Here is a 16,803-nt window from a genome sequence, read left to right on the forward strand (position 1 = left end):
TCAGTCCCGTTCGATGATGTGACCGACGACGTCCGGCCCCGGATGCGCGTGGCCGGAGCCGTCCCGGCGCATGTCGGGCTCGGGCAGTTCCACGGCCGAGCCGGTGTTGGACGCACCGGCCGGTCGTGGCCCGATCCAGGCCAGCACGAGCCGCGTCTCGCCCTTGAGGAACCGGTGGGTCCGCACACCGCCGGTGGCACGCCCCTTCGCCGGGTACTCCGCGAACGGCGTGACCTTGACGCTCATCCCCGTCGACGTCACGACCATCGGCTCGCCGTGCTCGTCATCGTCCGTGCGGACCGCGCCGAAGAACACCGCCTCCGCTTCCTTGCCCAGGTTGATCCCGGCCATGCCGCCGCCCTTGAGCCCCTGCGGCCGGACCAGTGACGCGGCGAACCGCAGCAGCGACGAATCCGACGAGACGAACGCGACGGTCTCGGTGCCGTCCTTGAGCCAAGTGGCGCCGATGATCTCGTCGCCGTCCTTGAGCGTGATCACTTCGAACTCGTCCGACCGCACCGGCCATTCCGGCGCGCAGACCTTGACCACGCCCTGCTTCGTCCCGACGGCCAGCCCCGGCGACCCGGCGCCCTGCTCACCCAGCGGCGCGATGCCGACGACTTTCTCGCCCTTCTCCAGCGGCACGAGCTCCTTGGCCGCCATCCCGCCGCCCAGCGACACTGTCCCGGACGCCTCGGGAAGCACCGGCAGCGGCAGGACATCGGTCTTGAACGCCCGGCCCAGGTTGGTGACGAGCAGGATCTGGCCGCGTGCCGTCGAATGCACGACCGCGGCGACCGTGTCGTGTTTGGCGCGGCCGTTGCGGCGGCGGGCCTCGTTCGACTCCTCCGACTCCGCGGCCGTACGGGCCACGAGCCCCGTCGCGGACAGGATCACCTGGCACGGGTCGTCGGCGACCTCCAGCGGACCAGCCGGTTTCGACGCGGCCAGCACCTCTTTGAGGTCACCGTCGATCAACGCGGTCCGGCGCTCGCTCGCCAGGTCCTTGGCGACCTTGGCCAGCTCCGACGACACGACCTTGCGCAGCACCGCCTCGTCGTCGAGGATCTTGGACAGCTCGGCGATCTCCGCGGCCAGCTTGTCCTGCTCGTCCTCGAGTTCGATCCGGTCGAACTTGGTCAGCCTGCGCAGCGGGGTGTCCAGGATGTACTGGGCCTGGATCTCGGACAGCTTGAACTGCTTCATCAAGCCGTCCTTGGCGGCCGCGGCGTTCTCGCTGTTGCGGATCAGCCGGATCACCTTGTCGATGTTGATCAGGGCCTTGAGCAGACCCTCGACCAGGTGCAGGCGCTCTTCGCGCTTGCGGCGGCGGTAGCGCGTGCGCCGCGTGACGACCTCGTAGCGGTGCTTGAGGAAGACCTCCAGCAACGCCTTGAGCCCCAGTGTCCGCGGCTGGCCGTCCACCAGCACCAGGTTGTTGATGCCGAACGACTGCTCCATCGGCGTGAGCCGGTACAGATCGGCCAGCAGCGCCTGCGGGTTCACGCCGACCTTGCACTCGATGACCAGCCGGGTGCCGTTCTCCCGGTCGGTGAGGTCCTTGACGTCCGCGATCCCGGTGAGCCGCTTGGACTTGTTCACCTCGTCGGTGATCTTCTCGATGATCCGCTCGGTGCCGACGCCGTACGGCAGTTCGGTGACCGTGATCGCCTGACGACCCCGGCTGCCCTCCAGCGGCCCGGTCTGCGCACGGGCACGCATCCGCACCACGCCACGCCCGGTCTCGTACGCCTTGCGGACCTCGTCGAGCCCCAGCAGCATGCCGCCCGTGGGCAGATCCGGCCCCGGCACGAACTCCATCAGCTTGTCCAGCGAGGCGTCCGGGTGGTTGATCAGCCACCGCGCCGCCGCCACGACCTCACCGAGGTTGTGCGGGATCATGTTGGTCGCCATGCCGACCGCGATGCCGGACGTGCCGTTCACCAGCAGGTTCGGGAAAGCCGCGGGCAGCACCGACGGCTCCTGCAGCGACCCGTCGTAGTTCTGGCGGAAGTCGACCGTGTCCTCGCCGAGCTCGCCGACCAGCAGCATCGCCTCCGGCGACATCCTGGCCTCGGTGTACCTGCTCGCTGCCGGTCCATCGTCCGGGCTACCGAAGTTTCCGTGCCCGTCGATCAGCGGGGAGTTGAGCGAGAAGTCCTGCGCCATGCGCACCATGGCGTCGTAGATCGCCGTGTCGCCGTGCGGGTGGTAGCGACCCATTACATCGCCAACGACACGTGACGACTTCACGTACGCGGTGTTCGGGCGCTGTCCGTTCTGCTCCATCGAGAACAGGATCCTGCGGTGCACGGGCTTGAGGCCGTCTCGTGCGTCCGGCAGGGCGCGGGAGTGGATGACCGAGTAGGCGTACTCCAGATACGAGTCCTCGATCTCCGTCTTCAACGAGTTGTCGATGACGTTGGCGCCCGCGCTGTCGAACGCGCTCGGGTCGACCCGCGTGACCGTAGTGCCTTTGCGGCGTGCCATTGCTCAGGTGCTTTCTCTCGAGTGGGGCGGGTCAGACGTCGATCGCTTCGCGGTCCACCCGGCTGGACGACTCGACCAGCCAGTTGCGCCGCGGCTCGACCTTCTCGCCCATCAGCAGTTCCAGCGCGTCCTCGGCGGCCTGCGCGTCATCCATGGTGATCCGGCGGACCGAGCGGGTGGCCGGGTTCATCGTGGTCTCCCACAGTTCGTCCGCGTCCATCTCGCCGAGACCCTTGAACCGGGGCACCGGGGTGACGACCTGCTTGCCCGCCTTCTCCAGCGCGGCGACCGTGGTCTCCATCTCGCGCTGGGTGAAGGTGAACGTGGTCTGGGAGTTGCGGCCCTTGGTGACGACCTTGTGCAGCGGCGGCATCGCCGCGTACAGCCTGCCGTCCTCGATCACCGGGCGCATGTACTTGGCGAACAACGTGATCAGCAGGGTCCGGATGTGCGAGCCGTCGACATCCGCGTCGGCCATCAGGATCACGCGGCCGTAGCGCATCTGCGGCAGGTCGAACGTGCGGCCCGAGCCCGCGCCGAGCACCTGCACGATCGAGGCGATCTCGGCGTTGCGCAACGTGTCCGCCAGGCTGGCCTTCTGCACGTTGAGGATCTTGCCGCGCAACGGCAGCAGCGCCTGGTATTCCGAGACGCGCGCCATTCTGGCCGAGCCCAACGCGCTGTCGCCTTCGACGAGAAAAAGTTCGCTGCGCGAGACACCCGTGGTGCGGCAGTCGACCAGCTTCGGCGGCATGGCCGCGCCTTCCAGCGCGGTCTTGCGCCTCGCGGCGTCCTTCTGCTGCTTCTGCGTCAGCCGCACGCGCGCCGCGTCGACGATCTTCTGCAGCACGATCTTGGCTTCGGCCTTGGTCTTGCGGTCCTCGGTCCACGACTTGACGTACCGTTCGACGATGCCCTGGATCACCTTGGTGATGCCCGCGGTGGACAGTTCGTCCTTGGTCTGCGAGGTGAACTGCGGCTCCGGGATGCGCACGTGGATGACCGCGGTCATGCCTTCGAGCACGTCGTCGAGCTGTGGCGGGTCCTCTTTGGGCTTGAGCAGGCCACGCGTCTTGGAGATGGCCTCCTGCAACGACTTCAGCGCCGCGCGCTCGAAACCCTTGCGGTGCGTGCCGCCGTGCATGTTGCGGATCGTGTTGGTGAACGACTCGACGATCCGGTCGTAGCCGGTGCCCCAGCGGAAGGCCACCTCGACCTCGGCCTCGCGCTCCACTTTGGATCGCATCACGCCGTTCTCGTCGGCCGCGTTCTCGAAGTACGTGCCGGTGCCCTGGATCAGCAGCGTGCCGGTGACGGACTTCTCGCCGTCCGGCGCGAGGAACTCGACCATGTCGGTCAGGCCGTTGGGGAAGTGGAACGTCTCTTCCTCGATCGCGCCTTCCGTCGCGTCACGCAGCACATATGTGACGCCGGGGACGAGGAACGCGGTGTTGCGCAGCTTCGACCGGACGGCCTCTTTGTCGAGCGCCGCGCCGTTCTCGAAGTAGCGCGCGTCGTGCCAGTAGCGGATCGAGGTCCCGGACGCCTCGCCGCGCTTCATCTTGCGCACGAGCACGAGGCCTGGCTGCTTGGTGAACTTCGCCTTGGGTCCCGGTGCGTCGAAGACACCGGCGACGCCCTGCGCGAACGAGATCTCGTGGACCTTGCCCTCGTGCTTGACCGTGACGTCGAACCGGTGCGACAACGCGTTCACCGCAGACGCGCCGACGCCGTGCAGACCACCGGAGGCCTTGTAACCGGAGCCGCCGAACTTGCCACCGGCGTGCAGCCTGGTCAGCACCAGCTCGACACCGGACAGCCCGGACTTCTGGTGTACGCCCGTGGGGATGCCCCGGCCGTCGTCGTCCACCTGCACGCTGCCGTCGGCGTGCAGGGTGACCACGACGCGGGTGGCGAACCCGGCGATGCCCTCGTCGGTCGAGTTGTCCACGATCTCGGTGAACAGGTGGTTGACACCGCGGCTGTCGGTCGACCCGATGTACATCCCGGGGCGCTTGCGGACAGCCTCAAGCCCTTCGAGGTGCGTCAGGTCGTCGGCCCCGTAGGTGGTCTCGGCTGTCACGACGTCGCTCTCCCCAAGAGTGGTTTGCTAGGTACGGCGTGCAGAAGAGTAGCCGTACCCACCGACAGTCTGTTCGAAGACTCTCAGCCAGTCGCGAGTGCGAGAGGCAGGAACAGACGCTCCCTGTCGCCGGGGTGTGACGCTCCGTGCACCATCTCCGTGGTGTCGAACACCTGCTCGGCACCATGACTTTCCAGCCATTCGCGCAGCTCGGAGTGAGTGTCGGCGAGGTGGAACCGGCTCGGCTGGTCGCTCCCGGCGGCCAGATCGGCGATCAGATCCTGCGCCGTCCGCACGTCGTCGGCGACGAGGGGCCCGATTGCCGTGTTGTCCACGTTACGCCAGGCGACACCGTATCCACGAACGCCGTCCGTGCCCTCGATCACACGCACTTGGTCGGCGACCGCGGGCAGCGCGCGCAGCACGTGCTCCCGTGGCGCGCCGAACACCGCCGCGTCCAGCTCCGCGATCGCCGGGATGTCCTCAGTGGACGCCGGGCGGGACGCGCCGGCCGGCGTCAGCCGCAGGTCACCCGCGTACCTCGTGCACGTGCCGACCGACCGGAACCCGAGTTTCTCGTACAGGGGCTTGCCGAACCTGGTCGCGGTCAGCCAGGTCGACTCCGTCCCGGCGTCCGCGATGGCGTGTTCCATCAGCCGCGTGCCCAGCCCCTGCCTGCCGAACTTCTCCGCGACGAGCATCATTCCGATGGCCGACAACCGGGTTCCGTACCTGGTCGAGACCACGCACCCGGCGAGCCCGCCGCCCGGGTCGTCGATGCCGAACACGACGCCGATCTCGAACATGAGGTTCCAGATCCGGGCGTCGGGCGTCCAGTCCCGTGACACGGCCAGTTCGAGGCAGTCATCCAGTCGGGTGGCGTCGATGCGCTTGATCAGCATCGGGCCACGGTACAAACGGGGCTCCCACCCGACCAGGGGTTTAACCGCTGACGATCAACCGGAACCCCGCGTCGTACTCGTCGAGTTCCAGCAGGTCGGCGTGCTTGTCGTGCCACGTCCCGTCGGCCAGGTCGGACCGCAGCCTCGCCAGCCCGCGCTCGACCGCGTCCCGAGGAGCCTGCGCCAGCGCCGAGCACGTGTCCCGCACGGTCAGGTACGCCTCGGGCCTGCGCCAGTACGCGGGGAAAACGCCGTCTGTGAAGTCCCACGGCAGCGGCAAGGGGATCACGCTGTCCGCGCCGAGTTCCGCGGCGATGTCCGGTGCGGACGGCCGGGACAGCTCCAACTCGGCGATCTGCGGCACGTATTCGCGCACGAACCAGAAATCCGCGTGCGACCGGGTGTCATAGGCGAGCACGACCCGGCGCGGCGCGACCCGGCGCAACTCCGCGACACCCCGGCGCCAGTCGGACCAATGGTGCACCGTGAGCACGGCCAGTACTGCCTCCACCGCGTTGTCCCTGACAGGCAGGGCTTCCGCGACGGCACGGACGACCGGAGCGGCGTCCGTGCCGCGTTGGGCGACCATTCCACCGGACGGCTCGACCGCGTAAACCACTCGATCGGATGGTTCGTAGCTCCCCGCGCCCGCGCCGACGTCCAGCACCGTCCGCGTCTGCCCCAGCGCCGCGAGGATCGCCGACATCCAGCGCGGATCGGTACGCCGCGCGGTGGCGTAACCGACGCTTATCGAGTCGTAGAGCACACCCCAGCCTAGGCTCAGGGGATCACCTTGCGCCGACGGAAATCCGCGAAGATGTCGAGGAACATCCGCTCTGTGTCGACGAACTCGTGGAAGCCCATCCGGCGTGCCTTGCCGCCGTCGGCGAGGAAGTCGTAGTCCCACGAGAAGACGAAGTCACCGAACCCCCACGACGAGACTTCCTTGTACGCGAGCGGTTCCAGCCCGTACTTGGCCACCATCTCGTTCCACAGCGGCTCCTTGTCGGCCATCACGACGTCCAACTGCATCTGAAGCGGGGGCGCGACGTCCATCTCGAAGAACCTGGCGATCTTCGGCCACAGGTCGGTCCAGCGGAACAGGTCGCCGTTGTTGATGTTGAACGCCTGGTTCGCGCACTGCTCGTTGGTGGCGGCCCACACCGTCGCCTTGGCCAGCAGGCCCGCGTCGGTCATCTCCAGCAGCGGCCCGTAGGCGCCCGGCTTGCCGGGGAACCGCAGGGGCAGGCCGAGTTCCTTGGACATGGCCGCGTAGACCGCGATCACCATGGCGAGGTTCATCGGGTTGCCGAGCCCGAAGCCGGCGACCACGGACGGCCGGATCGCCGACCAGGTCCACGTCCCGGCACGCCGTTCCAGCAGTTGCTGCTGGGCGACGTTGAACTCGGGCGGCATGTGGCCCGGGTCGTCCTCCCGCGCCGGTGTCTTGAACGGCCCGAGGTGTGCGCCGTAGACCTTGTAGCCCTGCATCAGGCTGATGTGCCGGACGAACGGGTCCACCGCGTCGACCACGTTGGCCAGCATCTCCACGTTGGGCGCCACGAGCTCCGCCCAGGTGGGCCGGTCCTGGTATGCCGCATAGAAGACGTGTGTGACCTCGGTCAGACCGCCCAGCTTGGCGTGCGTGTCGGCCGGGTCGAGCAGGTCGGCCGCGAGGTAGGTGACCTTGTCGGTGTCCACCCCGCCACGGCGGGAGACGCCGACGATCCGCCAGTCGTCCAACGTGCTCAGGTAGTCGATGAGATTGCTGCCGATGACCCCGTTCGCGCCGACGACGAGGGCGACCTTCTGTTCCATGTCCTGATCTTGCGCCGGTCAGATGCCATAAGTCCAAGTCTTGCTTGTCACAGCTGCTATAGAATTTGGTCATGGCAACCCTCCGTCAACTGGAGTACCTGGTGACCGTGGTCGACGAGGGATCGTTCACCCGCGCGGCGGAGTTGTTGCACGTCACACAGCCCGCGCTGTCCCACCAGATCCGTGTGCTGGAGAAGGACAGCGGCGGGGCCCTGCTGGAACGGCTGCCCCGGTCGGTCCGCCTCACGCCGATGGGCCGCGCGATGCTGCCGCACGCACGGGCGGCGTTGGCCGACGCCGAACGCGCCCGGTGCGCCGCCAGGCAGGCGTCCGGCCTGGAGACCGGCGAGTTGCAGCTGGCCACGTTGTACTCGGTCAGCCTCGGCGTGCTGCCCGCTGTGCTGCGGGCGTGGCGGCGGCGCTGCGAAGGCGTCCACATCCGGCTGTTCGAGCACCGGCACGCCGACGAACTGCACGCCGCGATGCTCGCGGGCCAGGCCGACCTGGCCGTCGGGCCACCGCCGCCGGGCTGGCAGGGTCCACTCTGGACGCTCGGGACCGAGGAGTTCGTCGTGGTCGACCCGGAGGCGCCGTACGGAGCGACCACGGTCGAGCTGCGGACGCTGGCGGCCCGCAGCTGGGTGCACTACGCGCCGGGCCACGGCCTTGCCGACGTGCTCGACCAGGCGTGCGCCGCCGCGGGATTCTGGCCGTCCGCGGCGGTCCGGACCGAACAGACCGCGGCGGCGCCGATCCTCGCGGCCGCCGGGCTGGGACCGACACTGGTGCCGAGCACCATCCTCCCGCCGTCCTTCGACGGACCGGTGCTGCGGCCGGACCCGCCGATCACCCGGCCGCTCGCGGCGTACACCCGGAGCGCTCCCGACCCGCTGACCTCGGCCTTCGTCGAAACGCTGCGGGCGGAAAAACCGGTGGTCTGATCGTTGCCCGCGGTGTTACGGTGCGGGCAATCCAACCGGGCCGTCGGGGCCCTAGAAAGTGATGGCCAATGAGTGTGCGTCCCGAGGGCGCCGGGTAAGCGTGTTTTCTGGCGTGATGGCGCCCTCCTTCCGGTGATCGTTCGACCACATCCCGGCTTGGAGCCCAGAGTTGACCATCAAGAACCCCTATCTCAGCATGGACACGTTCACCTGCGTCCGATGTGGACTTGTCGTGTCCAGGCAGGCCCCGGAGGGGCGGCCGCGCAACCACTGCCCCAGCTGCCTGCACTCCCAGCACACCGCGGACACCGACTGCCAGTCGCGGATGATCCCGATCTCGATCGCCGTGCTGCGCAACGGCGACTGGATGCTCATCCACCGCTGCACCCGGTGCGACGAGCTGACGTCCAACCCGATCAGCGGTGACGACAACCAGCTCATCCTGGTGCGGATGGCGGTCAGGCCGCTGGCCCAGCCGCCGTTCCCGCTGGAAGCGTTCGGGGACCTGTGATGCCGCGCCGACACCCCGTGCGTGGTGTCCCGCAGCGCGCGAAGGACAAACGGCGAGACAACCCAGGCGACGCGTTCAGGTGCGTCGGCTGCCGTCTCGACGTGCCCTTCCACGCACCTGGCACAGCGCACCGCAACCACTGCCCGAACTGCCTGACCAGCCTGCACGTCGACGGCCGGATCCCTGGCGATCGGCGGGCTCGCTGCCGTGGCCGGATGGTCGCGTTGAGCCTGTCGGTCCGCCCGGACGGCGAATGGATGATCATCCACAGCTGTCTGGCGTGCGACGAGCTCAGCGCGAACCGCGTCGCCGGTGACGACAACGCGCTCGTGCTGCTCCGCATGGCGTTGCGGCCGTTCGGCGCACGGTTGCCGCAGCGCGCGTTGCTGGCGTTGTAGCTACTTCGATTGCGGGAGTTTCTTCGAGCCGCGCTTGACGGCGGGAGCGGACGGTGGCGGCACCACCGGTCCTATGTCGCCGTCAGGCGCGGTGTCCAGGTCAGCGATCACGGGAGCGTGGTCGCTCGGCCCGGTGCCCTTGCGTGCCTGCCTGTCCACCCACGACGCCTGCACCCGCTCGGCCACCGGCGAACTGGCCAGGATCAGGTCGATCCGCATGCCCAGGTCCTGGTGGAACATGCCCGCCCGGTAGTCCCAGTACGAGAAGACACGCTTGTCCGGCCAACGGTCGCGCATGACATCGTGCAAACCCAACGCCTGCAACTCGGCCAACGCGGCCCGCTCCGGTGGCGTCACGTGCGTCTGGCCAATGTAGGCATCCGGGTCGAATACGTCCGCGTCGGTGGGCGCGATGTTCATGTCACCGCACACGACCACGGCCTCCGGCCCGGCTTTCACCACGTCACGCAGGACGCCCAGCCAGGCGAGTTTGTACTGGTAGTGCTCCGAGTCAGGCGTACGGCCGTTGGGCACGTACAACGAGTGCACCCGGACGCCGTCGCAGGTCGCGGAAACCGCACGCGCCTCGACGTGCGGGAAACCCGGCGCCCCAGGCAAACCGACGGTCACGTCCTCCAGACCGACCTTGGACAGGATCGCGACGCCGTTCCACTGCACCTCGCCGTTCAGCGCGACCTGGTAGCCGCGGCTGCCGAGTTCGTCACCGAGGAGCTTGGTGAACGCCTCGTCGGCGAGCTTGGTCTCCTGCAGGCACACGACGTCGGGTTTGCGCTGGTCCAGCCACGGCAACAGCCGGGGGACACGCTGCTTGACCGAGTTCACGTTCCACGTCGCTATACGCACGCCGCCCACGGTAGCCCCCCGCACCGACAATCACCCGGTGCAGCGCCGACGAGCGAGCCCGGCAAAGACCTGACGTTCCCGGTTCCGTTGATGTCGGCGAGTTTCCTCATGTGCCGCGACGGGCGGTACCGGAATGTTCCGCCCATGTCCCGGGAAGGGTCCGGCCCTGATCGTGCCAGAATCTGCGCAGCCATTCCGGCGCACACTGAGGGGAACCATGACACGCCGTCTGTCTGCCTTATCGCTGTTTGCCGCCACCGCGGCCCTGCTCACCGGGTGCTCCATCGCGAACCCGACGTCCAGCGAGGTCTCGCTGCAGTACGGCGCGGGCCCCTTCGACTCGCGGAAGTTCGTGGAATGCGAGACCGACCGGGATGTCAGCGACGTCAACGACGACCACTACTACTACCCGAACGGCCAGCGGGACTTCACGTTCGGCGACGGCGACGGCATCGACTCGGCGCCGCTGACGTCGACGACGCAGGATTCGCAGGAGATCAAGGTGAACGGGACGGTGAAATTCACCCTGACCACCGACTGCACGGAATTCACCGACCCGACCGGAAAGGTGTGGCCGGGCGGGAAACTGCAGATGTTCCACGAGTTGATCGCGTACAAGTACGACGCGGCGCCGACCGACGGCGGCGAGCAGATGAAACCCGGCTGGACCGCGTTGCTGCGCAACTACGTCGGCGCGGCGCTGGACCGGGCCACCGACAACGAGGCGCTGAAGTACCCGTGGCAGAAGCTGTACACCGACGCGCAGTCGAAAGCCAAGTGGGAGAAGGACGTGCTGGCCCAACTGCCCGAGGTGCTCAAGAGCCTGACCCAGGGCGTCGACCTGATCACGATCAACTCGGTGTTGCTGCAGAAACCGGGAATCCAGCCGGGCCTGGTGCAGGGCCTGACCGACAAGCAGGCGGCCGAACTGCGCAGCCAGGCCGCGGACGTGGACAAGCAGGCCGCGGCGAACTTCCCCGGCGGGATTCCCGGTTATCAGGCGTACCAGCAACAACAGGCGGTGAACGAGGCGATCAAGTCCGGCAAGGTGCAGGTGCTGCCGGTGCCGCAGGGTTCACCGATCATGGTGTCGCCCAACAAGTGACTCACGCCTTCAGCAGCGCCTGGTCGAGGTCCTGCCAGAGGTCCTCGACGTCCTCGAGCCCGATCGACAGCCGCAGCAACTGCTCGCTGATGCCCGCGTCCGCGCGGGTGTCAGCGGGCATGATGCGGTGCGTCAGCGAACCGGGGTGCTGGATGAGGCTGTCGACACTGCCGAGACTGACCGCGGGCGTGACCACCCGCACCTCGCTGATCACGGCGAGCGGGTCGCCCGCCACCTCGATGGACACCAGCGCGCCGCCGATCGTCGGGTAGTGCACCCGCTCGACCTTGGGGTGCTCGGCGAGCCGCCGCGCGAGCTCCGCCGCAGTGGCCGACGCGGCACGGATCCGGACGGGAAGCGTGGAAAGCCCACGCAGCAACAGGTATCCCGCCATCGGGTGCAGCACACCGCCGGTGACAAACCTGAGCTGACGCAGGACACGCGCGTACTCCTCGTCACACGCGATGATGCCGCCCATCACGTCGCCGTGGCCGCCGAGGAACTTCGTCGCGCTGTGCATGACGATCCGCGCACCGCGCTCGGCGGGCCGTTGCAGGACCGGTGTCGCGAAAGTGTTGTCCACCAACACAGGCACCGGCCCAGCAGCCGCGACCACAGCCGCGATGTCCACTTCGGTCAACGTCGGGTTCGCCGGTGACTCGACGATGACCAGCCCGGTGTCCGGGCGGATCGCACTCGCCACCTCCTCGGCGGCAGCCCACGTGACGAACGTACCGAGCAAACCAGACTCGATCAGGTGATCCGTCGTGCCGTACAGCGGCCGTACCGCCACCACGTGCGGCTTGCCTTGGACAACCGATGCCAGCAGACACGCTGACAACGCGGCCATACCGCTCGCGAACGCGACAGCCGCCTGACAACCCTCGAGTTCAGCGAGGGCCGTCTCGAACCGTTCGATCGTCGGGTTGCTGACGCGGCTGTAGATCGGCAGGCCACCGTCCAGCTCACCGGTGGTGAAGACGTCCAGGCGTGCCGCTTCGGCAGCGCTGTCCCGTGCCGGGTAGGTAGTGGAGAAGTCCAAGGGAACGGCATGCACGCCCAGGTCGACGAGATCATCGCGACCTGCGTGAACCGCGCGGGTGTCGAGAGCCATGCCACGCAGCATGCCCGCCCGTTCGGCGGCCGAGGGCAGCGTCCGCACCCAGTTCGGCGCAGACGCGTGATTGATCCTCCAGATTCGGCGGACAGCTCGATTCCCGGGCCGCGGCCGGATACGGTTCGGCGCATGCCCGACACCGAGACCCTGGATTCGGTCGACGTCGCGATCCTGCGGACGCTGCAGGCCGACGGCCGGATCGCCAACAAGGACCTGGCCGCCCAGGTCGGCGTGGCGCCGTCGACCTGCCTCGACCGAGTGGCAAAGCTACGGCGTCTCGGCGTGATCACCGGCTACGCGGCGACAGTGGCACCGGAAACCGTCGGCCGCAGCGTCCAGGCCCTGCTCAGCGTGCAGGTCCAGCCGCATGCCCGGCCAGTGGTCGACCCGTTCGTGCAACACGTGCTGTCCCTGCCGGAAACAGTGGCGCTGCACCACGTGACCGGAGCCAGCGACTTCATCGTGCACGTCGCGTGCAGCAGCACGGCCGACCTGCAACGCCTGGTGCTCGACGAGTACACCACCCGCCGCGAGGTCGGCCGCGTGGAAACCCACCTGATCTTCTCAACCTGGACCGGCGGCCCGATCCTGCCGCCGCGTTAACGCTGCAACAGACCGAAATCCGAAGACTCGACCGCCCACTCGTACGTCCCCACCGTGACTGCCTCGGTCGCGGCACGACGCGCGAAACCGTAGGCAGCGGCGGCAAGGCTCGCGCCGAGGCTGACACGCGCGACCCCAACCTCAGCGAACGCGGCGACACTCGGTGCCCCAGGACCGGCCATGACGTTCACCGGCCCGTCGACCTCGGCGACAAGTCCCTTGAGCACGCCCACATCGGTGAGTCCCGGGACGAAAACGCCGTCCGCGCCGGCGTCGAGATAGGCGGCGGCACGGGCGATCGTGTCTGCCAGGTCGCCCGTGGACAGCAGGTACGTGTCGACGCGCGCGTTCACGAACAGGTCCGCGCCCGCGGCTTTCCGGACAGCGCCGATCCGCGCTGCCTGCTCGGAGATGGGGCGCAACGTCTCGGGGCCGCCGTGCCAGGCGTCCTCGAAGTTGATGCCCACCACGCCCGCGTCCTTGAACTCGGTGACGGACCGCGCCACCCCGTCCAGGTCCTCGGCGTAACCACTCTCGATGTCGGCCGTGACCGGGAGATCCACAGCCTTCACGACGCGCCGGACGACCCCGAGCATGTCGGCGCGGCCGAGCTTCTCACCGTCCGGAACGCCGAGGCTCCACGCCACGCCCGCACTCGTGGTCGCCACCGCGGCCACTCCCGCCGCGGCGATCAGCCGAGCACTGCCAGCGTCCCACGCGTTGGCGAGCACAAGCGGCTCACCAGGCACATGCAGCGACCGAAACTGTTGGTACATCACTATTGCCCGCCCCACTGTCCACTGATCGTTCCCGTCAAGCGTCGCGGACGACCGCAGGCGTGTCTGGCCATATTCGGACCTGATCACTGTACCTACTGGTATGTACACTCCGATGATGCACTCCTCCCACGGCCAACCACCCGCACCGATCACCCGCACGACAGTGCTCAACCAACTGCTGCCGACACCGCATGTGACACAGCGGGTGGAGATCCGGCGCATCACCATCGCCCCCAACGAGGCAGCGGGCTTACACGTCCACAATGGACCCGTTTTCGGCGCGGTGGAGACCGGCTCGGTGATCTACCAGATCGAGGGTGAACCCGCGGTCACCCTCAAACCGGGTGACACGTTCTACGAGCCCGAAGGCGCACGCATCGCCCGGTTCGACGCGGAGGGCGAGGGCGTCACGTTCCTCGGCTACTTCCTGCTGACCATCGACCAGGAACCCGAGATCACATTCCCCTCGACATGAGGCCGTCGCATGTGACCAGCGACGAACTTGGATCCCACGAACATCTCGGCGCTCGCCGCCGCCGATCTCGACACTCGCCACCAGACCGTGTTGTACAGCAGCGAGGGCTACATGGCGGTGTACGCCATCGGCCGGATGGCACTGATGGTCGTCAGCGCGGCTTGGCCGACCACGTCATCTCGATGACCAAGCGATTGCGCCACGAAGTGCCCTCCCTGCTTGGCCACCGGTGTCGTCGAAACGACAACCGGGATGCTGCTGACCTACGAGACGACCGACAGGCATCCGCCGGAGGTACTCGACCTGTTGGCGGGAACGACACTCGACCTGTTCCAGGGTCGCACCGTCACGATGATCGAAGACATCTTCAAGAGCCGGGGGTTGCTGCCAGCACGGAGCACTACTTCCAGGAAGTCCAGGTGGGCGCATTACGGATGACGCTGCGGTTGATCATCAGCGCTCCATATCGGCGCGCAGGCCGTCGAGCACAAGTGAGTGTTGTCGACCTACTGAGCTCTGCGTACAGATGAACATGCCTCGTGGCGCGCTCGGTGTCAGATGCTGATCGCTTGCAACGTGGCAGCGAGTTCGCGGTCCGGCCTGACGTTTCTGCTGTACAGCGGGCTGCAGGGGGTCGCGGCCAGTCGGACCATGAGTTCGACGAGGGACACAGTGGGATCGTCGTGGTGGTGGATCTCGGCGAGGCGGGTGAACTCGGTCATGACGCCCACCACGCTACGGTTCGCGGTAACACCGAGCTGAACGGTCTGCATATGCTGCCGTTCCTGGTCAACGAATGCGGCGGGAGCCTGGTGGACGGTCAGTGCGGTGCTGATCTGCTCGGCGATCCTGCTGGTCAGGGTCCCCGCAGGTGCCAATGGCAGCAGCACGGGGAGCAACGTCGCCTCGTTGACCAGCAGGGCGGCCCGCGGCCGCCAAAACAGGACAGTGGCATACCACGGTCCCAGCAACGTCGTCCCCCGATCGTCGTCTCGCGCGGTTGACGGACCTGCCAGGCGCAGCAGCTTCTTGGTGGCACGCACGATCAGCACCCGTCCATTCTCCCCCACCCACCACTGTGACAGGCCAAGCTACGGCTACGGCTACGGCTACGGCTACGGCTACGGCTACGGGCGACGTTGCCGGGTATCGCGGCAACGTCGCCCTTCACCCCAAGTCACGCGGCACCGTGGGACTCAGCCGTGCTGACGAGTTCGGGATCAGTCGCGTGAGCACCGGCCAGTGCGACAAGCGCCTCGTCGAGCAGACGCCGGACGGCCGAGTTCAGGGCGGTGCACTCGCTGTCGATCTTCGTCGCGTTCCTGTGGATCGTGGCAGACAGTTTCTTGACCGAGTCGATCTTCACCAGCTGGTTGAGTGCCTCGGCGATCTTCTCCTCGGCCGTGGCGACCTGGTGGACGCCTTTGCGGCTTGCCGTCGCGATGGCGGTCGTTCGCAAGAGCATGAGCACGGTGCGCAGGAGGTCGGGGTTGTCGTTGTCGGGGTCGAAGGCCAGCACGAGCCGCTGGGCACCGATCACCCGGAGGGTCTGTCCTCCGTTCTGGTCGATGGTGCGGACGAGGCCCAGCGAGGCGACGGCGTCACGGTTGCGCTCAGCTTCGGCGAGGTAGTCGGTCCAGCCCGTGCGGGCCGAGTCGGTCATCTCGATAACGACGCGAGCGGCTCCGTCGTTCAGGCTCAGCACACCGTCCCCCTTCTTGCAGCGGGGCAGGCGTCCGGTCGTCACGCTGGTGTCCGCGTAGTCGTCGCCGAGACCGGCGGCGATGCCTACCAGCACGGTGTGTACCGAGCCGGCGTAGGACTCGCCCTTGATCGGCGTCACCTTGGCGAGGGCGGTCGTGGCCTCGTGGACACGCAGTACCGTCGACACCTCCTCAATCTTGCTCGTCAGCTCGGCGTGCTGCTTGGCCAGTTGCCGGGTGAGCTGTTCTTGCTGGGCGGTGAGTTCGGCAGCGTGCTTGGCCATCGGGGAGGTCGGGTCTGACGGGTCGAACTGCCGAGCCGCCTTGGCCAGCAGTTCGGCTGTTCCAGCACTCACCTTCGCGTCGAGATCGGTGCCGAACTTGTCGAGCACCGGCTGGAGGCGCTCGACAAGTTCAGGTCTCTCACCAGCGAAGATTCGGCGCAACTCGGTGTTCAGGTCCTGCCTCGCTGTCATCACCGTTGTGGCGAGCTCCTTGCGACTCTGGGTGTCCGCATCCGTGATGGCCGTTTTGGCGTCTCGGGCTGCCGCCATGACGGCTTCGGAAGCTTCCTTTACTGCTCGCGCAGTAAGTTCGGCCGCCTGGGCGGTCGAGTGGGCGGTCTTGTCTCCGACATCCTTCAGCAGCCGCTCGAGCGCTTGGGCCTCCTGGGCCTGTCCGGTCACGCTCAGTGCGTGGGCGCCGATGCGTACGGCCTCAGTGACGTAGTTCGTCAGGTCGGCGCTGGCGAGGGTATCGAGGTTCTCCACGAGCGGGCCGCGCTCGCCGGAAACCCACCGTCGGGCCTCTCGTGCGACCTCGCGGTCGTGGATCGTCAGTCGCTCGATGACGACCGCCGTGGCGTCGTTGTCAAAGTGGGCTGAGTGCGTGACGTGCTGGGTCATTGCGTTCTCCTGCGGGAAGCGCTGCCGATGATCGACAGCGGGCCCACACAGGTTGAGGCGAGACCAACGTTATTGCCATACGGGAACTTGGATAAGCGGGGTTATCACT

18 protein-coding genes are annotated in these 16,803 nt (G+C 67.5%); 8 read left to right on the plus strand and 10 right to left on the minus strand.

Translation table 11 applies throughout. From position 1 onward, the window contains the following. The 5 genes from ALI144C_RS32570 to ALI144C_RS32590 form a co-directional block, all read right to left on the minus strand. Complete coding sequence (locus ALI144C_RS32570) at positions 1–2,490, minus strand: DNA gyrase/topoisomerase IV subunit A (protein WP_076991053.1); 2,490 nt, start codon at positions 2,488–2,490, stop codon at positions 1–3. Between the two features lie 31 nt (positions 2,491–2,521). Continuing rightward, positions 2,522–4,573 carry a DNA gyrase/topoisomerase IV subunit B gene (locus ALI144C_RS32575; RefSeq protein ID WP_076991054.1) on the minus strand — a complete coding sequence of 684 codons (2,052 nt, stop codon included), beginning with the start codon at positions 4,571–4,573 and terminating at the stop codon, positions 2,522–2,524. An 83-nt stretch (positions 4,574–4,656) separates the two neighbouring features. Further along, positions 4,657–5,475, minus strand: a complete 819-nt coding sequence (locus ALI144C_RS32580; protein WP_076991055.1) for a GNAT family N-acetyltransferase — start codon at positions 5,473–5,475, stop codon at positions 4,657–4,659. Between the two features lie 40 nt (positions 5,476–5,515). Further along, complete coding sequence (locus tag ALI144C_RS32585; protein ID WP_083753650.1) at positions 5,516–6,181, minus strand: class I SAM-dependent methyltransferase; 666 nt, start codon at positions 6,179–6,181, stop codon at positions 5,516–5,518. Between the two features lie 74 nt (positions 6,182–6,255). After that, entirely contained in the window at positions 6,256–7,293 is a 1,038-nt protein-coding gene (locus tag ALI144C_RS32590; RefSeq protein ID WP_076991057.1) for an SDR family oxidoreductase, read from the minus strand. A gap of 71 nt (positions 7,294–7,364) precedes the next feature. Here ALI144C_RS32590 and ALI144C_RS32595 point away from each other — a divergent pair, with 71 nt between their 5' ends. From ALI144C_RS32595 to ALI144C_RS32605, 3 genes are all read left to right on the plus strand, one after another. After that, the gene (locus ALI144C_RS32595) at positions 7,365–8,234 is read left to right on the plus strand and encodes a LysR family transcriptional regulator (protein WP_076991058.1); all 870 of its coding nucleotides are present in this window, start codon (positions 7,365–7,367) and stop codon (positions 8,232–8,234) included. 169 nt (positions 8,235–8,403) lie between these two features. Further along, complete coding sequence (locus tag ALI144C_RS32600; protein ID WP_237774429.1) at positions 8,404–8,745, plus strand: RNHCP domain-containing protein; 342 nt, start codon at positions 8,404–8,406, stop codon at positions 8,743–8,745. Further along, on the plus strand, positions 8,745–9,143 hold the full coding sequence (locus tag ALI144C_RS32605; protein ID WP_076991059.1) for an RNHCP domain-containing protein: 399 nt from the start codon (positions 8,745–8,747) through the stop codon (positions 9,141–9,143). Before ALI144C_RS32600 ends, ALI144C_RS32605 begins: the two co-directional genes overlap by 1 nt. Here ALI144C_RS32605 and ALI144C_RS32610 read toward each other — a convergent pair whose 3' ends face one another. Continuing rightward, positions 9,144–10,016: an exodeoxyribonuclease III gene (locus ALI144C_RS32610; RefSeq protein ID WP_076991060.1), complete on the minus strand. Its 873-nt coding sequence runs from the start codon at positions 10,014–10,016 to the stop codon at positions 9,144–9,146. Between the two features lie 208 nt (positions 10,017–10,224). On the opposite strand from ALI144C_RS32610, the gene ALI144C_RS32615 reads away from it, so the two are divergent. Further along, positions 10,225–11,112 (plus strand): hypothetical protein, encoded by an 888-nt coding sequence (locus tag ALI144C_RS32615; RefSeq protein ID WP_076991061.1) that lies wholly within the window; start codon positions 10,225–10,227, stop codon positions 11,110–11,112. A 1-nt stretch (position 11,113) separates the two neighbouring features. On the opposite strand, the gene ALI144C_RS32620 is transcribed toward ALI144C_RS32615, so the two are convergent. Next, positions 11,114–12,226: a trans-sulfuration enzyme family protein gene (locus ALI144C_RS32620; RefSeq protein ID WP_076991502.1), complete on the minus strand. Its 1,113-nt coding sequence runs from the start codon at positions 12,224–12,226 to the stop codon at positions 11,114–11,116. 132 nt (positions 12,227–12,358) lie between these two features. On the opposite strand from ALI144C_RS32620, the gene ALI144C_RS32625 reads away from it, so the two are divergent. After that, on the plus strand, positions 12,359–12,832 hold the full coding sequence (locus ALI144C_RS32625; protein ID WP_076991062.1) for an Lrp/AsnC family transcriptional regulator: 474 nt from the start codon (positions 12,359–12,361) through the stop codon (positions 12,830–12,832). On the opposite strand, the gene ALI144C_RS32630 is transcribed toward ALI144C_RS32625, so the two are convergent. After that, positions 12,829–13,608, minus strand: a complete 780-nt coding sequence (locus ALI144C_RS32630; RefSeq protein WP_076991063.1) for an isocitrate lyase/PEP mutase family protein — start codon at positions 13,606–13,608, stop codon at positions 12,829–12,831. The two genes, ALI144C_RS32625 and ALI144C_RS32630, sit on opposite strands and share 4 nt — an antisense overlap. Positions 13,609–13,726: 118 nt before the next feature. Between ALI144C_RS32630 and ALI144C_RS32635 the strand changes: the two genes are divergently transcribed. Genes ALI144C_RS32635 through ALI144C_RS32640 form a run of 3 tightly spaced genes read left to right on the plus strand, consistent with a single transcriptional unit; the run spans position 13,727 to position 14,524 of the window. After that, positions 13,727–14,086, plus strand: a complete 360-nt coding sequence (locus ALI144C_RS32635) for a cupin domain-containing protein (RefSeq protein ID WP_237774430.1) — start codon at positions 13,727–13,729, stop codon at positions 14,084–14,086. A 27-nt stretch (positions 14,087–14,113) separates the two neighbouring features. After that, positions 14,114–14,272 carry a hypothetical protein gene (locus tag ALI144C_RS55830; protein WP_168211403.1) on the plus strand — a complete coding sequence of 53 codons (159 nt, stop codon included), beginning with the start codon at positions 14,114–14,116 and terminating at the stop codon, positions 14,270–14,272. A gap of 33 nt (positions 14,273–14,305) precedes the next feature. Beyond that, complete coding sequence (locus ALI144C_RS32640; protein WP_076991065.1) at positions 14,306–14,524, plus strand: hypothetical protein; 219 nt, start codon at positions 14,306–14,308, stop codon at positions 14,522–14,524. A 116-nt stretch (positions 14,525–14,640) separates the two neighbouring features. Here ALI144C_RS32640 and ALI144C_RS32645 read toward each other — a convergent pair whose 3' ends face one another. Together ALI144C_RS32645 and ALI144C_RS32650 are read right to left on the minus strand one after the other, a co-directional pair. Further along, positions 14,641–15,138: a DUF6933 domain-containing protein gene (locus ALI144C_RS32645; protein ID WP_076991066.1), complete on the minus strand. Its 498-nt coding sequence runs from the start codon at positions 15,136–15,138 to the stop codon at positions 14,641–14,643. Positions 15,139–15,263: 125 nt separating this feature from the next. Then, positions 15,264–16,694 (minus strand): Fis family transcriptional regulator, encoded by a 1,431-nt coding sequence (locus tag ALI144C_RS32650; protein WP_076991067.1) that lies wholly within the window; start codon positions 16,692–16,694, stop codon positions 15,264–15,266. Positions 16,695–16,803 lie beyond the last annotated feature (109 nt).

It is taken from the genome of Actinosynnema sp. ALI-1.44, from assembly GCF_001984155.1.
In the GTDB taxonomy this organism is placed as follows: domain Bacteria; phylum Actinomycetota; class Actinomycetes; order Mycobacteriales; family Pseudonocardiaceae; genus Kibdelosporangium.